The sequence below is a fragment of the Micromonospora craniellae genome, from assembly GCF_014764405.1.
GTDB classification, from domain to species: domain Bacteria; phylum Actinomycetota; class Actinomycetes; order Mycobacteriales; family Micromonosporaceae; genus Micromonospora; species Micromonospora craniellae.
In genome coordinates, this window is sequence record NZ_CP061725.1 from 5444422 (window position 1) to 5462690 (window position 18269).

The window sequence follows — 18269 nt, forward strand, 5'->3', positions numbered from 1 at the left end:
TCCGTTCCGCGTGGCGGTTCAGTCGCCGGTGTGACGGCCCGCACCGTAACCGGGTCGCCCGGGCAGCCAAAACGACAACGCGTAGTGTGTGGGGCGGTGTGTGGACCCGGGCCGGGTCCCGCCGCCTCGACCTCCCCTGCCGACGCCGGAAGGTGGCAATCCGTGAGCATGATCACCGAGCGCCCCGTCAGCAACCCTGCCGGGCAGACGCCGGTGCGTGCCACGGAGGAGGTGCCGGTCCGCTCCCGCGACCTGCGGGCGGTGGTGGCGGCGTACGTGACGCTGACCAAGCCGCGGATCGTGGAGCTGCTGCTGGTCACCACGGTGCCGGCGATGATGCTCGCGCACGGCGGGATGCCGTCGCTGTGGCTGGTCGCCGTGGTGCTGGTCGGCGGGTCGCTCGCGGCCGGTGCGGCCAGCGTCCTGAACTGCTACATCGACCGGGACATCGACCAGGTGATGCGGCGCACCAAGCGTCGGCCGTTGCCGGCGCACACGGTGACGCCGCGTAACGCACTGGTCTTCGGTCTGGCGCTGGCGGTGGTCTCGGTCGCGCTGATGGCGGTGTTCACCAACCTGCTCGCCGCCGGGCTGACGCTCGCCGCCATCGTCTACTACGACGTGGTCTACACGCTCTGGCTCAAGCGGACCACGGCGGCGAACACCTTCTGGGGCGGTGCGTGCGGGGCCGCCCCGGTGCTGATCGGCTGGGCGGCGGTGACCGGGTCGCTGTCGCCGATCGCCTGGGCGCTGTTCGCGGTGGTCTTCTTCTGGCAGATGCCGCACTTCTACCCGCTGGCGATGAAGTACAAGGACGACTACGCCCGGGCGGGCATCCCGATGCTGCCGGTGGTGGCGTCGGTGCGGCGGGTCAACACCGAGATCGTGCTGTTCGCCTGGCTCACGGTGCTGACCTCGCTGGCCGTCTGGGCGTTGGGCCTGAGCCCGATCTACGGCGTGCCCACGCTGGTGGTGGGCGCGATCTTCCTGGTCGAGGCGCACAAGTTGGCCGGTCGGGCCAGCCGGGGGGAGCCGGTCAAGCCGATGCGGCTGTTCCACTGGTCCACGACCTACCTGACAATCGTCTTCGCCGCCGCCGCGCTGGACGCCCTGATCTGAAGTAAGGAAGGGGCCCTTCCTAACGCCTGGTGCATAGGAAGGGCCCCTTCCTAACAACCGGGCCAGAGTGAACGAATGCGATTTGTCTGCTTTGTCGCTCTATGTCAACCTGACAGGAGATGAGTCCGACCCGCTCAGGGGTGGAATGGTTGGCAGCGCTATGCGGTACCCATTAGGTTTATTTTGTCCGGATAAAAGCGGGCGAAAAGCCTTTGGTCTTCCTTAAACCTGCGGGTAATCGGTATCACAAAAGCTTGATGGTTCTCGCCCTTTCGCTTGCATCTCTGCTTAGGCTTCGCGTTATGGCAGATGGTTCCGATACGACGCTGACGGCTGACCAGACCGCCTCCGGCGTGGCCCCGAGCGGGCTGGTCGCGGGTATCAAGTCGTTCGCCGCCGGACACGGCGGGGCGAAGGCGGTCATCGAGTACGTCGGCAAGCGCGGGGCGCGTATCGTTCTGGTGGGTTCGGACGGTGCGTGGGGCGACCAGTTCGCGGAGGACACGGGCGTCGCCCGGGAAGCCTGCGCGGCGGCCGGGGTCGCCGTGGAGAACGCCTGGGAGCGGGAGTTGATGGACCAGATGCGGCCCAGCAACGACCTCTGGCGTTCGATGGCCCGCCGCACCATGGCCCGATAGACAAAACGCACCTCGGATAGATAGAGATAGATTGAACAACCACCACCAGTCGACCCGGGGGAAACCCCGGGTCGCTCTCGTCACCTGTACCGAACTGGCCGATCTCGAGCCGGACGACCGTCTCGTGATCGCCCCGCTCGCCGACCGTGGGGTCATCGCCGAGCCGGTCGTCTGGGACGACCCGGCCGTCGACTGGTCCGGGTACGACCTGGCGATGCTCCGTTCGCCCTGGGACTACATGTTCCGGCGCGACGAGTTCGTCGCCTGGGCGGCCCGGGTGCCACGGCTGGCCAACCCGGCCGACGTGGTGCGCTGGAACACCGACAAGCGCTACCTCGACGAGTTGTCCGCCGCCGGTGTGCCGACGGTGCCCACCGCCTGGGTGGACCCCGGCGAACAGTGGCGGCCCCCCGCCGACGAGGGCGAGTACGTCGTCAAGCCGTCGGTCAGCGCGGGCAGCCAGGACACCGGCCGCTACGACCTGGCCGACCCGGAACACCGGGAACTCGCGGCGGCCCACGTACGCCGACTGGGCGCGGCCGGCCGGGTCGCCATGATCCAGCCGTACCTGAGCGCGGTCGACGCGGCTGGCGAGACCGCGCTGCTCTTCTTCGCCGGGCCGGACGGGCCGGCGTTCAGCCACGCCATCCGCAAGGGGCCGATGCTGGCCGGGCCCGATCTCGGGGTGGGCGGGCTGTACAAGGCCGAGGACATCACTCCGCGTACCGCCGGGGCCGACGAGCTCGCGGTGGCGCAGCGGACCCTCGCGGCCGTGCCCGGCGGGCCGGGGCGCCTGCTCTACGCCCGGGTGGACCTGATCCCGGGCCCGGACGGGGCGCCCGTGCTGGTGGAGCTGGAGCTGACCGAGCCGTCGCTGTTCCTCGGGCACGCCGACGGGGCCGCCGAGCGTCTCGCGGACGCCATTCTCACCCGGATGGCCTGATCGTCGGAGTTCCGGCCGGGATCGTCCCCGGCCGGAACCGCTCGCCGCTGCCTCAGGCGTGCGCGGGTACCGGCTCCTCGGCAGAGGTGGCGCTCTCGTCCGGCGTCGGTTCGACGGGTCGGCGTTCCCGGATCGACCAGAGCACCGCCAGCGTCGACAGCCAGACCAGGCAGGAGCCGAGCATGTGCGCGCCGACCAGCAGCACCGGGAGGTTGGTGAGGTACTGCACGAAGCCGATCACACCCTGGGACAGCTCGACCACGAGCAGCATCCCGGCGGCCCGCACGGCGCGGGCCGGGGCGCCGACCGCGCGGAGCGCCAGCCAGAGGCCGACGCTCAGGCCGATCAGCAGGAAGACCAGGTCGGCGTGCACCTGGGAGATGGTCTGCGGATCGAGGCCGTTGCGGACGGCGTCGGCGTCGCCCGCGTGCGGGCCGCTGCCGGTGACCGCGACGCCGACCACGATCACGGCGGCGCTGACCACCACGGTCAGCCAGGTCAAGTTCCGCAGCGCGGACGGCACCACCGGCGCCTTCGGCCCCTCCGGCTCGGCCACCCGACGCCACAGGGCGTACGCGACGAGCAGCAGCAGCATCGAGACCACGAAGTGGATGCCGACGACCGAGGGGTGCAACTGGGTGCGGACGGTGATCCCGCCGATCACCGCCTGCGCCACGATGCCGAGGACCACCGCCAGGGCCAGCGGCACCGCCCCACGGCGACGCGGCCGGTGCGCCAGCGCGGCCAGCAGGGTGGCGCCCGCGATGAACACCAGCACGAAGGTGAGCAGCCGGTTGCCGAACTCGATCACCCCGTGCACGCCCATCTCGGCGGTGGTGGTGTAGGAGTCGTCGGTGCACCGGGGCCAGGTGGGGCAGCCGAGCCCCGAGGCGGTGAGCCGGACCGCCCCGCCGGTGACGACGATCACCGTGTTCGCGACGATGTTGGCGTACGCGAGTCGGCGCAGCAGGGTGGTGGAGACCGGGAACCGGGCGGGTCGCTTCACGGAGCGAATCCTACGCACCGTAGTTGACGCCGATCGGGTGACTCCGCCCGCGTGGTGGGCCGGCTCACCGGACCCCGCGTTTGCAGGCACCCGGCGAATTACGTAACGTGGGCGTTGTGAAAAAGGCGGCAGGGCTCCCCGGGCACCCGCCGGCAGCCGGTTCGGCTGCCGGCGGCCCGGTGCCGCCCGCCCCGGAGGCGCCCGCCGCCGACCTGTCGACCCGGGACCGGGTCACCCAGTTGCTGCTGGAACGTCGCACCGCCACCGCCGCCCAGCTCGGCGACGCGCTGGGGCTCAGCCCGGCGGCGATCCGCCGGCACCTGGACGCGATGCTCGCCGACGGTGACGTGGTGGCCCGCGAGCAGACCGTACGCGGACACCGTGGGCGAGGCCGCCCGGCCAAGGTGTTCCTGCTGACCGACGCGGCACGCAGCCGCTGCGGCACCCACCACTACGACAACATGGCCACCGAGGCGCTGCGGTGGATCGCGCGTACCGGCGGCGCCCGTGCGGTGGAGGACTTCGCCGCCGAGCAGGTGGCCGCGCTGGAGGCGCGTTGCCGGGCCGCCCTGGCCGACGCCGGGGACGACCCGATGGCCCGTGCCGAGGCACTCGCCACGGCGTTGACCGCTGAGGGATACGCTGCCAGTGCGTCCACGATCGCTTCCGGCGGCCAGCTCTGCCAGCACCACTGCCCGGTGGCGCACGTGGCCGCCGAGTTCCCGGCGTTGTGCGAGGCCGAGACCACGGTGATCTCTCGCCTGGTCGGCACCCACGTGCAGCGTCTGGCCACCATCGCGCACGGCGACGGGGTGTGCACCACGCACATCCCGGGCTCGTCGCCTGCCCAGTCCGGTAAGACCGTCACCACTGTGAGGACAGATAGATGACCGAGCAGATCGTCCAGCCCCTGACCCAGGAGGAGCAGCTCGCCGCCCTGGGCAACTACGAGTACGGCTGGGCCGACCCGGACGTCGCCGGAGCGGTCGCCCAGCGTGGCCTCAGCGAGGCGGTGGTGCGGGACATCTCGGCCAAGAAGAACGAGCCCGCGTGGATGCTCGACCTGCGGCTCAAGGGCCTGCGGCTGTTCGGCCGCAAGCCGATGCCGGCCTGGGGCGCCGACCTCACCGGGATCGACTTCGACAACATCAAGTACTTCGTGCGTTCCACCGAGAAGCAGGCCGCGAGCTGGGAGGACCTGCCGGAGGACATCAAGAACACCTACGACAAGCTGGGCATCCCGGAGGCGGAGAAGCAGCGCCTCGTCGCCGGTGTGGCCGCCCAGTACGAGTCCGAGGTGGTCTACCACAAGATCCGCGAGGACCTGGAGGAGCAGGGTGTCCTCTTCCTGGACACCGACACCGCCCTCAAGGAGCACGAGGACGTCTTCAAGGAGTACTTCGGCACGGTGATCCCGGTCGGCGACAACAAGTTCGCCGCCCTGAACACCTCCGTCTGGTCCGGCGGCTCGTTCATCTACGTGCCGAAGGGCGTGCACGTGGAGATCCCGCTGCAGGCGTACTTCCGGATCAACACCGAGAACATGGGCCAGTTCGAGCGGACGCTGATCATCGTCGACGAGGGCGCGTACGTGCACTACGTCGAGGGCTGCACCGCGCCCATCTACTCCTCGGACTCGCTGCACAGCGCCGTGGTGGAGATCATCGTCAAGAAGAACGCGCGGTGCCGCTACACGACCATCCAGAACTGGTCGAACAACGTCTACAACCTGGTCACCAAGCGCGCGGTCTGCCACGAGGGCGCGACCATGGAGTGGATCGACGGCAACATCGGCTCCAAGGTGACCATGAAGTACCCGGCGGTCTACATGACCGGCGAGCACGCCAAGGGCGAGGTGCTCTCGGTGGCCATGGCCGGCGAGGGCCAGCACCAGGACGCCGGTGCCAAGATGGTGCACGCCGCGCCGCACACCAGCAGCACGATCGTGTCGAAGTCGATCGCCCGGGGCGGCGGCCGGACCTCGTACCGGGGTCTGGTGCAGGTCCTGGAGGGCTCGCACAGCAGCGCCAGCACGGTCAAGTGCGACGCCCTGCTGGTGGACACCATCTCCCGCTCGGACACCTACCCGTACGTCGACATCCGCGAGGACGACGTGTCGATGGGGCACGAGGCGACCGTCTCCAAGGTCAGCGAGGACCAGCTCTTCTACCTGATGAGCCGGGGTCTGAGCGAGGACGAGGCGATGGCGATGATCGTGCGTGGCTTCATCGAGCCGATCGCCAAGGAACTGCCGATGGAGTACGCCCTGGAGCTCAACCGCCTGATCGAGCTGCAGATGGAGGGCGCGGTCGGCTGACCCGCCCACCGGCGGGCCGGCCCGCGTCGGCCCGCCACCTTCGCACCACAGACCGTCGTCGTGAGAACAGACCAAGGACGAGATGACTACCCAGGCTTCCGCACCGCCGAGCACCAAGTCGCAGGCGCTGCGCTCGTACGACGTCGCCGACTTCCCGGCCCTGACCGGCCTGGAGGAGGAGTGGCGCTTCACCCCGCTCAAGCGGCTGCGCGGGCTGGTCGGTGACGACCGTACCGCGACCGGCACGGTCCGGCACGAGTACGCCGACCTGCCCGAGGGCGTGACGGTGGAACGGATCGACCGGGACGACCAGCGGGTCGGCAGCGTGCTCACCCCGTTCGACCGGGTCAGCGCGCTGGCGTACGGCGGTGCCGGGCAGGCGCTGCTGGTGCGGGTCGCCCGGGAGGCCGTGCCGGCCGATCCGGTGACCGTACGGGTGGTCGGCGAGAGCGCCGACGGGCTGGCTTTCGGGCACACCGTCGTGCAGGTGGAGCGCTTCGCCGAGGCGACCCTGGTGCTGGAGCACGTCGGTTCGGCGACGCTGGCCGACAACGTCGAGGTGACCGTCGCCGACGGCGCGAAGCTCATCCTGGTCACCGTCGCCGACTGGGCCGACGACGCGGTGCAGGCGCAGCACCTCAAGGTGAAGCTGGGCCGGGACGCGCGGGTGCTGCACGTCCAGGTGACCCTCGGCGGCGACCTGGTGCGCCAGTACACCACCGTCGAGTACACCGACCGGGGCGGCGAGGCCGAGTTGTACGGCGTCTACTTCGCCGACTCCGGCCAGCACCAGGAGCACCGCCAACTGGTCGACCACACCGTGCCGGACTGCCGCAGCTACGTGGGTTACCGGGGCGCGTTGCAGGGCGAGAGCGCCCGGACGGTCTGGGTCGGTGACGTGCTGATCCGCGCCGAGGCGACCGGCACCGACACGTACGAGATCAACCGGAACCTGCTGCTGACCGACGGCGCCCGGGCCGACTCCGTGCCGAACCTGGAGATCGAGACTGGCGAGATCGCCGGTGCCGGGCACGCGAGCGCCACGGGCCGCTTCGACGACGAGCAGTTGTTCTACCTGATGGCCCGGGGCATCCCGGAGGCCGAGGCCCGCCGGCTGGTGGTACGCGGCTTCTTCGCCGAGCTGCTCAACAAGATCCCGGTCGAGGAGTTGCGCGAGCGGCTCGGTGAGGCGATCGAGGCCCGCCTGACGAAGGCCGGCGCCTGATGATCCGTCTCTGCGCCGTCGAGGACGTGCCGAAGGGCACCGCGATCAGCGCGGACGTCGACGGCACCGCGATCGCGCTCGTGCACGCCGAGGACGACGTGTTCTACGCCGTGCACGACGAGTGCTCGCACGCCGCCGTGGCTCTCTCCGAGGGGGAGGTGTCCGGCTGCACGCTGGAGTGCTGGCTGCACGGCTCCCGCTTCGACCTGCGTACCGGCGAGCCGAGCGGGCTGCCGGCGACCGAACCCGTACCCGTCTATCCCGTCGAAGTCCGCGACGGCGACATCTACGTCAGCCTGACGCCGAGTAATGGAGTGACCCGATAATGAGCACCCTGGAGATCCGTGACCTGCAGGTGTCGGTCAAGCTGCCCGAGGGTGAGCTCAAGCCGATCCTGGCCGGTGTCGACCTGACCGTGCGCTCCGGTGAGACGCACGCGATCATGGGCCCGAACGGCTCCGGCAAGTCGACCCTGGCGTACTCGATCGCCGGTCACCCGAAGTACGAGATCACCGGCGGGTCGGTGACCCTCGACGGCGTCGACGTGCTGGAACTCTCCGTCGACGAGCGGGCCCGTGCCGGTCTGTTCCTCGCCATGCAGTATCCGGTCGAGGTGCCCGGCGTGTCGGTGGCGAACTTCCTGCGGACCGCCAAGACCGCGCTGGACGGCGAGGCGCCGAAGCTGCGTACCTGGGGCCGCGAGCTGCGCGGCGCCATGGAGCGCCTGCACATGGACCCGGCCTTCGCCCAGCGCAACGTCAACGAGGGCTTCTCCGGCGGTGAGAAGAAGCGGCACGAGATCGTGCAGCTCGAACTGCTCAAGCCGAAGATCGCCATTCTCGACGAGACCGATTCCGGCCTCGACGTGGACGCGCTGCGCGTGGTCAGCGAGGGCGTCAACCGGGTCCGGGACACCGGTCACACCGGCCTGCTGCTGATCACCCACTACACCCGCATCCTGCGCTACATCAAGCCCGACCACGTGCACGTCTTCGTGGCCGGCCGGATCGTCGAGGAGGGCGGCCCGGAGCTGGCCGACAAGCTTGAGGAAGAGGGCTACGAGCGGTACGTCGCCGGGGCCGGGTCGGCGCGGGCCTGACATGTCCACCATCGCGATCCCGTCCGGGATGCCGCAGTACGACGACGTACCCGGTTACGACGTGGCGGCGGTACGCGCCGACTTCCCGATCCTCGATCGGGAGGTCAACGGGCATTCGCTGGTCTACCTGGACAGCGCCAACACCTCGCACAAGCCGCGTCAGGTGCTCGCCGTGCTGGACGAGCACTACCGCCGGCACAACGCCAACGTGTCCCGGTCGGTGCACACCCTGGGCACCGAGGCTACCGAGGCGTACGAGGGGGCCCGGGCGAGGATCGCCGCGTTCGTCAATGCGCCGAGCGTGGACGAGGTGGTGTTCACCAAGAACTCCACCGAGGCGATCAACATCGTCGCGTACGCCTTCTCCAACGCCTCGCTGCGCGCCGACGCCGACCCCCGGTTCCGGCTCGGGCCCGGTGACGAGGTGGTGATCTCCGAGATGGAGCACCACTCGAACATCGTGCCGTGGCAGTTGCTCTGCGAACGGACCGGCGCGACGCTGCGCTGGTTCCCGGTCACCGACAACGGCCGGCTGGACGAGTCGGGGCTGGCGGACCTGGTCAACGAGCGGACGAAGATCGTCTCGCTGGTGCACATGTCCAACATCCTCGGCACGGTCAACGCCACCGCGCGGATCACCGCGCGCGTGCGTGAGGTGGGTGCGCTGCTGCTGCTGGACTGCTCGCAGTCGGTGCCGCACATGCCGATCGACGTGGTCGACCTGGACGCCGACTTCATCGTCTTCACCGGGCACAAGATGTGCGGCCCGACCGGCATCGGGGCGCTCTGGGGCCGTGCCGAGCTGCTGGCGGCGATGCCGCCGGTCTTCGGCGGCGGTTCGATGATCGAGACGGTGGCGTTGGGCGGCTCGACGTACGCGCCCCCGCCGGCCCGGTTCGAGGCGGGCACCCCGCCGATCGCCGAGGCGGTCGCGCTCGGTGCCGCGGTGGACTACCTGACCGGCCTCGGCATGCGGGCGGTCCAGTGGCACGAGAAGCAGCTCACCGCGTACGCGTTGGACGCCCTGGCCACCGTGCCCGGCCTGCGGATCTTTGGCCCGGAGGTGCCGGTGGGCCGGGGCGGCACGATCTCGTTCGCCCTGGGCGACGTGCACCCGCACGACGTGGGGCAGGTGCTCGACTCCCTCGGCGTGCAGGTGCGGGTGGGTCACCACTGTGCCCGTCCGGTCTGCACGCGCTTCGGGGTGCCGGCCACGACGCGGGCCTCGTTCTACCTCTACACCACCACCGAGGAGATCGACGCCCTGGTGGCGGGTCTGGAACAGGTGCGGAAGGTGTTCCGATGAGCCGGGCGACGTCCGGCGAGTCGACGGGAGGTCGGCCCGATGCAGCTTGAGTCGCTCTACCAGGAGATCATCCTGGATCACTACAAGCACCCGCACGGCCGTGGCCTGCGGGACGCCGCGGACCTGGCGGCGCAGGTCGGCGAGGCGCACCACGTCAACCCGACCTGCGGCGACGAGGTGACCGTCCGGGTGGCGACCGACGGCATCGTGCTGCACGACGTGTCGTACGACGGTATGGGCTGCTCGATCAGCCAGGCGTCGGCGAGCGTGCTGCACGAGCTGCTGACCGGCCGCGACGCGGCAGCGGCGTTCGAGGTGCACGAGGCGTTCGTGGCGTTGGTGTCCGGCCGTGGCCAGGTCACGGCGGACGAGGAGATGCTCGGCGACGGGGTGGCGTTCGAGGGTGTCGCCCGCTATCCCGCCCGGGTCAAGTGCGCGCTGTTGCCGTGGATGGCGTTCAAGGACGCCGCGGCACGCGCCGGTGTGGGCGCGAGCCCGACGGAGGTGAAGGCATGACCGAGGAAACCAGTACGCCGGAGAACGGGGCCGTGGCCACCGAGGGTGCCTCGCCGGTCGCGTCGACCGGCGGCAGGGCCGCCGCCGCCGCCGACATCGAGGAGGCGATGAAGGACGTCGTCGACCCGGAGTTGGGCATCAACGTGGTCGACCTGGGTCTGGTGTACGGCGTCCACGTCGACGACGACAACGTCGCGACCCTGGACATGACGTTGACCTCGGCGGCCTGCCCGCTCACCGACGTGATCGAGGACCAGACCCGCCAGGCGCTGACCACGGGTCCGGGTGGCGGCCTGGTCGACGACATCCGGATCAACTGGGTCTGGCTGCCCCCGTGGGGGCCGGACAAGATCACCGACGAGGGGCGCGACCAGCTCCGCTCGCTCGGCTTCAACGTCTGACCTGACGAAACGGCGCCCGGAGCCCGGTCGATGGCCGGAACTCCGGGCGCCGTCGTGTGCGCTGCGGCGTGGAGCGCGACCGGCAACAGGACCGGCGGGACTGGGGCGAACCCGGCACGGTCGATGAATGCCGTCCAGATGACGCGTGAGCTCTGCCACTCGTCGGAATATCCGCAGGTCGGAGCCGTATTGTCGCGAAGGTGATCCCGATTGCCTAGATAGGAAATCCGGCGACAGGAGGACTCATGGCCAGCACCCTCGACCTGCCCACCCCGCTCGTGTCCACCGAGTGGCTCGCCCAGCACCTCGACCACCCGAACCTGCGGATCCTCGACGCGACCGTGCACCTGGCCCCGCCGAACGAGGCCGGCCAGGACTGGTCCCAGACCTCCGGTCGCCCCGACTACCTGACCGCGCACATCCCGTCGGCGGCGTTCGCCGACATCATCGACGACCTCTCCGAGCCGGACGGCGGCTGGTTCACCCGGCCCTCTCCGGAGCGCTTCGCTGCGGCGGCCGGCCGACTGGGCATCGGCCCGGACACGGCGGTCGTGGTCTACGCGGCCAACGTCTTCTGGGCCACCCGGGTGTGGTGGCTGCTGCTCGCGAACGGCTTCGACAACGTGGCCGTCCTCGACGGCGGATTCGGCAAGTGGACCGCTGAGGGCCGGCCGACCCGGACCGGCGAGGAGAACTACCCGCCCGCGCAGTTCGTCGGTACGCCCCGCCCGGGGCTGTTCGCCGATCTCGACGAGGTCAAGCAGGTGGTGGAGAACGTCAGCGGCGCCTGCTTGATCAACTCGCTGTCGCCGGAGGAGCACCACGCCACCGAGACGATCAACTACGCCCGCCCGGGCCGGATACCGGGCAGCCGCAACGTCTTCGTCGCCGCGCTGCTCGACCCGACCGACGGGACCTTCCGGCCGGTGCCGGAACTGCGGGAGATCTTCCAGGAGGTGCAGGCCCAGCCAGGTCGGAAGGTCACCTACTGCGGTGGCGGCATCGCGGCCACCGGCGACGCCCTGGCACTCCGTCTGATCGGGGAGACCGACGTGGCCGTGTACGACGGCTCGCTGCGCGAGTGGACCAGCGACCCGTCGCTGCCCGTCGAGGTCGGCTGAGCGCGCCGCGCCGCCCGTACGCCTTCCGGCCCGCCACGCTTTCGCGCTGGCGGGCCGGAAGGCTGTGTGGCGCCGAGATGCTCAGCGGGACGGTGCCGCCACGATCTGCCGGAGGGCGGCCCGGACGCCGCCGGTCCGGATCAGTCGCAGGGCCTCGACGTAGGCCTCGACGAACCGGGGGGACTCCGCGAGGGTGCCGAACAGCGACCGGTCCTCGATGAAGGCGGTCGGAGCGTCCCCGTTGCGCCGTGCGGCAGCCATCAGGCTGTCCCGGCGCGGATCCACCACGTCGATCGGCCGGCCCTGCTCGTCGGTGCCCTCGGCGTACCGGGCCCAGGCCGCCACGACGGCGGCGCAGACGCCCACCGGCCCGCCGTCGGCGAGCTGTGCGGTCACCACGGGCAGCAGGAACTTCGGGATCCGGTCCGAGGTGTCGGCGCAGATCCGGGTCAACGGGTCCTGGATCTCCGGGTTGGCGAAGCGCGCGACGACGGTGCGGCCGTACGCCCGGAAGGCGACCCCGGCGATGGGCTTGAGCGTCGGTACCGCCTCCTCGTCGACGTAGCGCAGCAGCAGCGCCTGGACGTCCGGGTCGGTGATGGCCTCGTGCACGTACCGGTGCCCCAGCAGGAAACCGAAGTAGCAGAGCGCCTGGTGCGTGCCGTTGGCAAGGCGCAGCTTCATCAGCTCGTACGGCTCGACGTCCCCGACGATGTCCACGCCGACGTCCTCCAGCGGCGGGCGGCCGGCGACGAACGCGTCCTCCAGCACCCACTGGTGGAACGGCTCGGCGGTCACCGGCCACCGGTCCCGGTAGCCGAAGGTCCGCTCCAGGTACGCCCGGTCGGCGTCCACCGTCGCCGGTGTCACCCGGTCGACCATCGAGTTCGGGAAGGACACCTCCTGCTCCATCCACCGGGCCAGCTCGGGGTCCTTCATCCCGGCGAAGCCCAGGAACGCGGCGCGGGACACCGTGCCGTTCTCCTGGATGTTGTCGCAGGACATGACGGTTAACCCGCCCAGGCCACGGTCACGTCGCAGACGCATCGCCTGGAGCACCAACCCGAACGGCGTCGTGTTCGGCACGTCGGCGTCCAGGTCTGCCCGGATCGGGGCGGAATCGCCGGTGAACTCGCCCGTCACCTGGTCGATCCCGTATCCACCCTCGGTAATGGTCAGCGACACCACACGGGTGGCCGCGTCGGCGATGCGCTCCACGACGCCGGTCGGGTCCTGCGGGGAGTACCCGGCGCTGAGCAGCGAGCCGATCACCCGGTTGCGTCGGCTGCCGTCCGGCTCCTTCACCGTCAGCGTGTAGAGATGGTCCTGCGCGGCGAGTCGGTTGCGGGTGCCCTCGTCGGCGGGCCGTACGCCCACGCCGTGCACCGCCCAGTCCATGCTCTGCCCCCGGCGCATGAGTTCGTCGAGATACATCGCCTGGTGCGAGCGGTGAAAGTGCCCGACTCCGAAGTGCACGATCCCGCCGCGCAGAGCCGTACGGTCGTACCGGGGCGCGTCGACCTCGCTGGGCAGCGAGGTCAGGCTCGCGTTGCTCAGTTCCCTCATCGCTCTTTCCGTTCTGTGGGCCGCAGCGCGGCCAGGTTGCCGCCGGAGATCCGGCAGATGTCGGCCGCGAGGTCCATCGCCTCGCGGGCCAGATCGCGCCACCGCGTCGCGTCCAGGTCGACGCCGTCCTCGGCGAAGCCGCACACCAGTCGGGCAAGGGTGGCGTCTCCCGCACCCATCGTGTCGACGACTGGTCCGGGCCGGTCCGGTACGGGTGCCGTCGCCACCACCCCGTCAGCCGCGTGCACCGACATGCCGTCGGCGGCCCGGGTCAGCACGACCACCCGTACCCCCGATCGCAGCAGCTCGGCCACGAACTGCTCGGGGTCTTCGACGTGCAGGTCGGCGATGTCCTGCAGGCTCAGCTTGACCACGTCGGCGACGGCGGCGAGCCGACGGAGCCCCGACCGGTAGGCCGCGATGTCGCGCACCAGCGTGGGCCGCACGTTGGGGTCGACCACGAACGTCCGCCCGGTCCGGCGGACGACGTCGACGAGCGCCTGCACCTGGCCGGGGTCGTCCATCGGGTACGAGTTGACCACCATGACGGCACCGCTGCCCATGGCCGCGACGTCCGCCTCCGGGTACGCGTACCGTCGATTGTGGATCGCCTCGGAGAACTCGTAGACCGGCTCTCCCGCCACCCGCCGGGACGTCGCCGTTCCGGTCGGCAGCGCGCAGGCCAGCGGCACCAGGGTGACGTCCTCGGCGGTCACCGCAGACCGCAACCACTCGCCGAGGCGGTCGGCGGAGACCGGTGACACCAGTGCCGCCGGTGTCCCGAGTCGCCGGACGCCGACGGCGAGGTTGAGCCCGGCGCCGCCGGGGTGGCGGGTACGGCTCCCGTCCTCGTGCTCGATGATGTCGGCGAGGAGGTCACCCACCACGACCACGCCGGACGGCGCCACCCCGGCTCCGGTCGACGCGGTCACTGGAGATTGGTGTGGTGGTAGCTCATCGTGCCGGCCGGGTCCGGCAGCGCCCGCATGAGCTCCAGCACGACGGAGTCGAGCAGGATCAGCGCCGACTGCTCGAAGAGCGTGCCGCCGAACTGTCGGCTGGCGTCCGTCGGCAGGACGATGGAACCGTCCGAGAGATCCCGCAGCGGGCTCTCCCGTTGGTGGGTCACCAGCAGCACCTTCGCTCCCTCCGACCGGGCGATCCGCGCGAAGCCGACGCTGACGGGGGTCCGCCCGCTGCCGGACACGATCACCAGGGTGTCGCCCGACCGCACCGACGGTGCGGTGGCCTCGCCGACGAAGTGCGCCGCCAGGCCGAGGTGCATGAAACGCATCGCGGCCATCTGCGCGGCGAGCCCGGAGCGGCCCTGCCCGGAGAGGAACAGTCGGCCCTCGGCCACGCCGTCGAAGCAGGAGACGAACCGGTCGTACTCGTCGACGGGCAGCGCCGCGAGGACGGACCTGAGCTCGGTGCCGCTCAGGTGCCAGGAGTCGACAGGTCGACCTGTGCTCTGATCCATGCCGCTTCTCCTTCCGGGTCGGTGGCCTCGGTTACTCCCGAGCCGATCACGACGATGTCGGGGGCGACCTCCAGGGCGCGGGCCAGGTTGGCGCGCCCGATGCCGCCGGCCAGGGAGACGCGGAATCCGCGCGCCCGGCGCTGGGCCACCCGGTCGATGTGGTCCTCGTTACCGAGACCGGCCCGCCGGGCGTCGGACGGGGAATGCAGGGCCAGCCAGACGTCCTGCGGTGCCCGGCCGTCCAGCAGCGGTTCCACGTCCAGTTCGCCGTCGAGGATGGTGTCGAGCACCACCTCCCGCCCGTACCGTCGGGCGACCTCGTCGGTGTCGCGGCGGGTGGCGGGGGAGGCGTGCGCGAGCACGGTCATCATGGCGGCCCCGGCGGCGAAGACCATCTCGGCCTCCAGGCTCCCGCCGTCGGCCGTCTTGGTGTCGGCGAGCACCGGTGTGTCCGCGCCGAGTTCCCGGACGGTACTGATGGCGGCGAGCCCGAAGCGCTTGAGCACGGGCGTGCCGACCTCGATGATGTCGAAGTACCGGCCGACTCGCGGGATGAGCGCGAAGTGTTCCGGCGCGTCGATGGCGAGTTGCAGTCGGATCGCCACGGCCTAGCTCCTCGGCTCGGGAGTGTGCAGACCGGTGATCACCTTCAGCAGCGAGTCCGGGGTGAACGACGACGTCGGCTCGTCGGCCACGACCCGGCCGAGTCGCAACACGACGATGCGGTCGGTCACCTGGAGCACGTGCGGCAGTGTGTGCGAGATGAAAATGACGCCCAGACCGCGTTCCCGCGCACTTTCGATCACCTTCAGCACCTCGCCCGACTGCCGGGCACCGAGGTGGTTGGTGGGCTCGTCCAGGATGATCACCTTGCGGGCCCAGGCGACGGCGCGGCCGATGGCCACGGCCTGCCGCTGCCCGCCGGAGAGTTGGTTGACGTTGCGGCGTACGCCGGTCGTCAGGCCGATCCCGGCCCGCTCCAACTCCTCGTGCGCGACGCGGGCCATGGCCTTGTTGTCGAGGAATCCGAGCTTGCCGAGCAACCCCGGCCGTCGGCGTTCCCGGCCGAGGAAGACGTTGCCGCTGATGGTGAGGTCGGGGCAGAGGCCGGAGTCCTGGTACAGCGTCTCGATGCCCGCCTGGAGGGCGTCGTGCGGCGACTTCCACTCCTGCGCCACGCCGTCGAGATACACGCCGCCGGTGTCCGGCCGGTGCACGCCGGAAAGCACCTTCACCAGCGTCGACTTGCCGGCGCCGTTGTCGCCGACCAGACCGATGATCTCACCGGCCCGGACGGACAGGTTGACGTCGGTCAGCGCCCGGACGCTGCCGTAGGACTTGGTGACCTCGCGGGCCTCGTAGATGGGTGCGTCAGCCACGGCCGGCTCCCCTCCTGGTACGAACGTTGATCTGCTGGACGCCGACGGCCACGGCGATCAGGACGCCGATGACCACCTGCTGCCAGTTCGGTGCGACGCCGATCAGGATCAGGCCGCTCAGCACCGCCGTCGTGATGAGTGCGCCGAGCACGGTGCCGGACATCCGGCCGATGCCGCCGGCCAGGCTGGTGCCGCCGATGACCGCTGCGGCGATCGCCGCCAGTTCCTGGCCCTGGCCCGAGGTGGGCGAACCCGAGCCGAGCCGGAAGTAGACGAACAACCCGGCCAGTCCGGCCATCAACCCGGCCAGCATGTACACCTTCAGCAGGTGCCGCTCGACGTTGATTCCGGCGCCCCGGGCGGCGAAGCCGTTGGAGCCCACCGCGTACGTCCAGCGGCCGAAGCGGGTGAAGCTGAGCGTCAGCCAGCCGACCACCAGCACCGCGAGCACGACGATCAGTGGGATGGTCAGCAGATTCAGGTACTGCGTGTTACCGAGCCGGATCACCTCGGCGGGGCCGCCGGCGATCTGGACCCCGCCGGTCAGCACCAGGGTCAGTCCGGCGGCGGCGCCCATGGTGGCCAGCGTGGCGATGAACGGCGCCAGCTTGGCCCTGGTGATGAGTAGCCCGTTGACCAGGCCGACCGCGAGACCGGTGGCGAGGGCCACCACCACGCCGACGGCGATCGTCGTGGTGGCGGCCGTGCCGCCCTCGTTCAGGGACCGTATCGTCATCGCGGCGGCGACACCGCTCAAACCGAGAGTGGACCCGACCGACAGGTCGATGCCGCCGGTGATGATGACGTACGTCTGCCCGATCGCCAGCAGCATGACCGGGGCCCAGTCCTGCAGGATGTTGGCGAAGGCGAACCGGCTGAAGAACAGCGGGTTCATCGCGGTGAAGAAGACCACCATCACGATGAGGACGCCGAGCAGGATCACGTCCTGCCGCAGCAGTGTCGCCAGCAGGCGGCTGCCGCGCGTCTCGCTCGTCGGCTGGGTGATGTCGGCCGTCATGGCGCTCCTCCTCTGGAGATCCGCATTGCCTGGCGACCGGCTACTGGGTCGGGTACTGGAACTGCTCGGTCTCGGCCAGGTTGTCGTTGGTCATCACCACGTTCGCCATGACGACGTTCTTCTCGATGCTGTCCACGTTCTGGTTGCGAATCGTGTCCACCAGGTTCTGCAGCGCCAGCGCGGCCTGGTCGCCGGGCTTCTGGGCGACGAGAGCGCTGTAGATGCCGGCCTTGAGGTCGGCGACCTGGTTGTCGTAGGCGTCGTAGCCGATGAGCTTGACCTCGTCGGCCTTGCCCGCGTTGCGCAGCGCGGCCACCGTGCCGGAGCCGGAGGTGCCGTCCACGGCGAAGATGCCCTTGAGGTCCGGGTGCTTCAGCAGGATCGTGTTGACGGCGGAGGTCGCTTGGGCCGGTTGGCTGTTGGCGTACTCCTTGCCGACGAGGGTGATGCCCGGGTACTTCTTCAGCTCCTCGGTGAAGCCCTCTTCGCGGAGCTGGTTGGTGGTCGCCGTCGGCGAGCCTGACATCAGGAAGACCTCACCGGACTCGCCGATCTGCTCGGCCAGGGTCTGAGCAGCTTGCCGGCCGCCCTCACGGTTGTCACCGGTGATCGCCGAGGTGAGGTAGCTCTGGTCGGTGACCGTGGTGTCGACGGTCACCACCGGGATGTTCGCCGACTGCGCCTTGGTGACGCTGGGCTGCAGCGCGTCCGGGTCGGTGGGGACGAGGACGAGCCCGTCCACCTGCTGGGTGAGCATCGAGTCGACGAACGGGAGCTGTGACTGCGGCGAGTACTCGTCCGGCGCGCCCTGCCACAGCAGCCTGATGCCCAGCTCCTGGGCCTTCGCCTCGGCGCCGACCTGCATGGCCTTGAAGAACGGGTCGGAGGCGATGCCCGGGACGAACCCGATGGTCAGCTGCTCCTCGCCGCCGCCTTCCGCGGCGGAGTCGTTGCCACAGGCGGCCACCGAGAAGGCGAGCGTGCCGGCCATGGCCACACCGACAAATGTCCGGAATGTTCTTTTCATGCCACCTGATCCTTATCGTTGGTCGGACCGATCTTTGGGTTAGAGTTCCGCCTCCCGGCGTCCGGTCGGGCCGTCTTGCGCCGTCGGGTGCCTCCACCAGCACTTCAA

At 70.2% G+C, this 18269-nt stretch carries 20 protein-coding genes; 12 read left to right on the forward strand and 8 right to left on the reverse strand.

What is annotated here, in order from left to right:
• Positions 1 to 162 precede the first annotated feature (162 nt).
• From ID554_RS24680 to ID554_RS24690, 3 genes are all read left to right on the forward strand, one after another.
• The gene (locus tag ID554_RS24680; protein ID WP_117227171.1) at positions 163 to 1119 is read left to right on the forward strand and encodes a heme o synthase; all 957 of its coding nucleotides are present in this window, start codon (positions 163 to 165) and stop codon (positions 1117 to 1119) included.
• Positions 1120 to 1421: 302 nt separating this feature from the next.
• Positions 1422 to 1757 (forward strand): hypothetical protein, encoded by a 336-nt coding sequence (locus tag ID554_RS24685; protein WP_117227172.1) that lies wholly within the window; start codon positions 1422 to 1424, stop codon positions 1755 to 1757.
• Between the two features lie 31 nt (positions 1758 to 1788).
• Positions 1789 to 2700, forward strand: a complete 912-nt coding sequence (locus tag ID554_RS24690; protein ID WP_117227173.1) for an ATP-grasp domain-containing protein — start codon at positions 1789 to 1791, stop codon at positions 2698 to 2700.
• A 52-nt stretch (positions 2701 to 2752) separates the two neighbouring features.
• On the opposite strand, the gene ID554_RS24695 is transcribed toward ID554_RS24690, so the two are convergent.
• A complete protein-coding gene (locus tag ID554_RS24695) occupies positions 2753 to 3706 on the reverse strand; it encodes a COX15/CtaA family protein (RefSeq protein WP_117227174.1) in 954 nt (317 codons plus the stop codon).
• 116 nt (positions 3707 to 3822) lie between these two features.
• On the opposite strand from ID554_RS24695, the gene ID554_RS24700 reads away from it, so the two are divergent.
• The 9 genes from ID554_RS24700 (at position 3823) to ID554_RS24740 (ending at position 11691) form a co-directional block, all read left to right on the forward strand.
• The gene (locus tag ID554_RS24700; protein ID WP_117227175.1) at positions 3823 to 4596 is read left to right on the forward strand and encodes a helix-turn-helix transcriptional regulator; all 774 of its coding nucleotides are present in this window, start codon (positions 3823 to 3825) and stop codon (positions 4594 to 4596) included.
• On the forward strand, positions 4593 to 6023 hold the full coding sequence (gene sufB, locus ID554_RS24705) for a Fe-S cluster assembly protein SufB (protein ID WP_117227176.1): 1431 nt from the start codon (positions 4593 to 4595) through the stop codon (positions 6021 to 6023). The genes ID554_RS24700 and sufB overlap by 4 nt, the downstream gene beginning before the upstream one ends.
• Positions 6024 to 6105: 82 nt before the next feature.
• On the forward strand, positions 6106 to 7248 hold the full coding sequence (sufD, locus tag ID554_RS24710; RefSeq protein ID WP_117227177.1) for a Fe-S cluster assembly protein SufD: 1143 nt from the start codon (positions 6106 to 6108) through the stop codon (positions 7246 to 7248).
• Positions 7248 to 7574 (forward strand): non-heme iron oxygenase ferredoxin subunit, encoded by a 327-nt coding sequence (locus ID554_RS24715; protein ID WP_117227178.1) that lies wholly within the window; start codon positions 7248 to 7250, stop codon positions 7572 to 7574. The genes sufD and ID554_RS24715 overlap by 1 nt, the downstream gene beginning before the upstream one ends.
• Positions 7574 to 8347 carry a Fe-S cluster assembly ATPase SufC gene (sufC, locus tag ID554_RS24720; protein ID WP_117227179.1) on the forward strand — a complete coding sequence of 258 codons (774 nt, stop codon included), beginning with the start codon at positions 7574 to 7576 and terminating at the stop codon, positions 8345 to 8347. Before ID554_RS24715 ends, sufC begins: the two co-directional genes overlap by 1 nt.
• 1 nt (position 8348) lies before the next feature.
• Positions 8349 to 9653: a cysteine desulfurase gene (locus ID554_RS24725; RefSeq protein ID WP_117227180.1), complete on the forward strand. Its 1305-nt coding sequence runs from the start codon at positions 8349 to 8351 to the stop codon at positions 9651 to 9653.
• A 39-nt stretch (positions 9654 to 9692) separates the two neighbouring features.
• Positions 9693 to 10169 carry a Fe-S cluster assembly sulfur transfer protein SufU gene (sufU, locus tag ID554_RS24730; RefSeq protein ID WP_117227181.1) on the forward strand — a complete coding sequence of 159 codons (477 nt, stop codon included), beginning with the start codon at positions 9693 to 9695 and terminating at the stop codon, positions 10167 to 10169.
• A complete protein-coding gene (locus ID554_RS24735) occupies positions 10166 to 10570 on the forward strand; it encodes a metal-sulfur cluster assembly factor (protein ID WP_117227182.1) in 405 nt (134 codons plus the stop codon). Before sufU ends, ID554_RS24735 begins: the two co-directional genes overlap by 4 nt.
• Before the next feature lie 245 nt (positions 10571 to 10815).
• Positions 10816 to 11691 (forward strand): sulfurtransferase, encoded by an 876-nt coding sequence (locus ID554_RS24740; protein ID WP_117227183.1) that lies wholly within the window; start codon positions 10816 to 10818, stop codon positions 11689 to 11691.
• Positions 11692 to 11772: 81 nt separating this feature from the next.
• Here the strand turns inward: ID554_RS24740 and ID554_RS24745 are convergent, their stop codons facing one another.
• From ID554_RS24745 to ID554_RS24775, 7 genes are read right to left on the reverse strand one after another with little or no spacing between them, the layout of a single operon-like run.
• Positions 11773 to 13257 carry a mannitol dehydrogenase family protein gene (locus ID554_RS24745; RefSeq protein WP_117227184.1) on the reverse strand — a complete coding sequence of 495 codons (1485 nt, stop codon included), beginning with the start codon at positions 13255 to 13257 and terminating at the stop codon, positions 11773 to 11775.
• On the reverse strand, positions 13254 to 14189 hold the full coding sequence (locus tag ID554_RS24750; RefSeq protein WP_117227185.1) for a PfkB family carbohydrate kinase: 936 nt from the start codon (positions 14187 to 14189) through the stop codon (positions 13254 to 13256). Before ID554_RS24750 ends, ID554_RS24745 begins: the two co-directional genes overlap by 4 nt.
• Positions 14186 to 14737, reverse strand: a complete 552-nt coding sequence (locus ID554_RS24755) for an SIS domain-containing protein (protein WP_117227186.1) — start codon at positions 14735 to 14737, stop codon at positions 14186 to 14188. Before ID554_RS24755 ends, ID554_RS24750 begins: the two co-directional genes overlap by 4 nt.
• Positions 14695 to 15342 (reverse strand): orotidine 5'-phosphate decarboxylase / HUMPS family protein, encoded by a 648-nt coding sequence (locus tag ID554_RS24760; RefSeq protein ID WP_117227187.1) that lies wholly within the window; start codon positions 15340 to 15342, stop codon positions 14695 to 14697. The genes ID554_RS24755 and ID554_RS24760 overlap by 43 nt, the downstream gene beginning before the upstream one ends.
• Positions 15343 to 15345: 3 nt before the next feature.
• Complete coding sequence (locus tag ID554_RS24765) at positions 15346 to 16116, reverse strand: ATP-binding cassette domain-containing protein (protein WP_117227188.1); 771 nt, start codon at positions 16114 to 16116, stop codon at positions 15346 to 15348.
• On the reverse strand, positions 16109 to 17134 hold the full coding sequence (locus ID554_RS24770; RefSeq protein ID WP_117227189.1) for an ABC transporter permease: 1026 nt from the start codon (positions 17132 to 17134) through the stop codon (positions 16109 to 16111). The genes ID554_RS24765 and ID554_RS24770 overlap by 8 nt, the downstream gene beginning before the upstream one ends.
• A 40-nt stretch (positions 17135 to 17174) precedes the next feature.
• Positions 17175 to 18161 (reverse strand): ABC transporter substrate-binding protein, encoded by a 987-nt coding sequence (locus ID554_RS24775; RefSeq protein ID WP_117227190.1) that lies wholly within the window; start codon positions 18159 to 18161, stop codon positions 17175 to 17177.
• Positions 18162 to 18269 lie beyond the last annotated feature (108 nt).

Excerpts from the sequence above, each read along its gene's own strand:
- ID554_RS24685 (WP_117227172.1), top strand. The coding sequence starts at position 1,422 with ATGGCAGATGGTTCCGATACGACGCTGACGGCTGACCAGACCGCCTCC.
- sufB (WP_117227176.1), top strand. The coding sequence starts at position 4,593 with ATGACCGAGCAGATCGTCCAGCCCCTGACCCAGGAGGAGCAGCTCGCC.
- sufD (WP_117227177.1), top strand. The coding sequence starts at position 6,106 with ATGACTACCCAGGCTTCCGCACCGCCGAGCACCAAGTCGCAGGCGCTG.
- ID554_RS24715 (WP_117227178.1), top strand. The coding sequence starts at position 7,248 with ATGATCCGTCTCTGCGCCGTCGAGGACGTGCCGAAGGGCACCGCGATC.
- sufC (WP_117227179.1), top strand. The coding sequence starts at position 7,574 with ATGAGCACCCTGGAGATCCGTGACCTGCAGGTGTCGGTCAAGCTGCCC.
- ID554_RS24725 (WP_117227180.1), top strand. The coding sequence starts at position 8,349 with ATGTCCACCATCGCGATCCCGTCCGGGATGCCGCAGTACGACGACGTA.
- sufU (WP_117227181.1), top strand. The coding sequence starts at position 9,693 with ATGCAGCTTGAGTCGCTCTACCAGGAGATCATCCTGGATCACTACAAG.
- ID554_RS24735 (WP_117227182.1), top strand. The coding sequence starts at position 10,166 with ATGACCGAGGAAACCAGTACGCCGGAGAACGGGGCCGTGGCCACCGAG.
- ID554_RS24740 (WP_117227183.1), top strand. The coding sequence starts at position 10,816 with ATGGCCAGCACCCTCGACCTGCCCACCCCGCTCGTGTCCACCGAGTGG.
- ID554_RS24745 (WP_117227184.1), bottom strand. The coding sequence starts at position 13,257 with ATGAGGGAACTGAGCAACGCGAGCCTGACCTCGCTGCCCAGCGAGGTC.
- ID554_RS24755 (WP_117227186.1), bottom strand. The coding sequence starts at position 14,737 with ATGGATCAGAGCACAGGTCGACCTGTCGACTCCTGGCACCTGAGCGGC.
- ID554_RS24770 (WP_117227189.1), bottom strand. The coding sequence starts at position 17,134 with ATGACGGCCGACATCACCCAGCCGACGAGCGAGACGCGCGGCAGCCGC.
- ID554_RS24775 (WP_117227190.1), bottom strand. The coding sequence starts at position 18,161 with ATGAAAAGAACATTCCGGACATTTGTCGGTGTGGCCATGGCCGGCACG.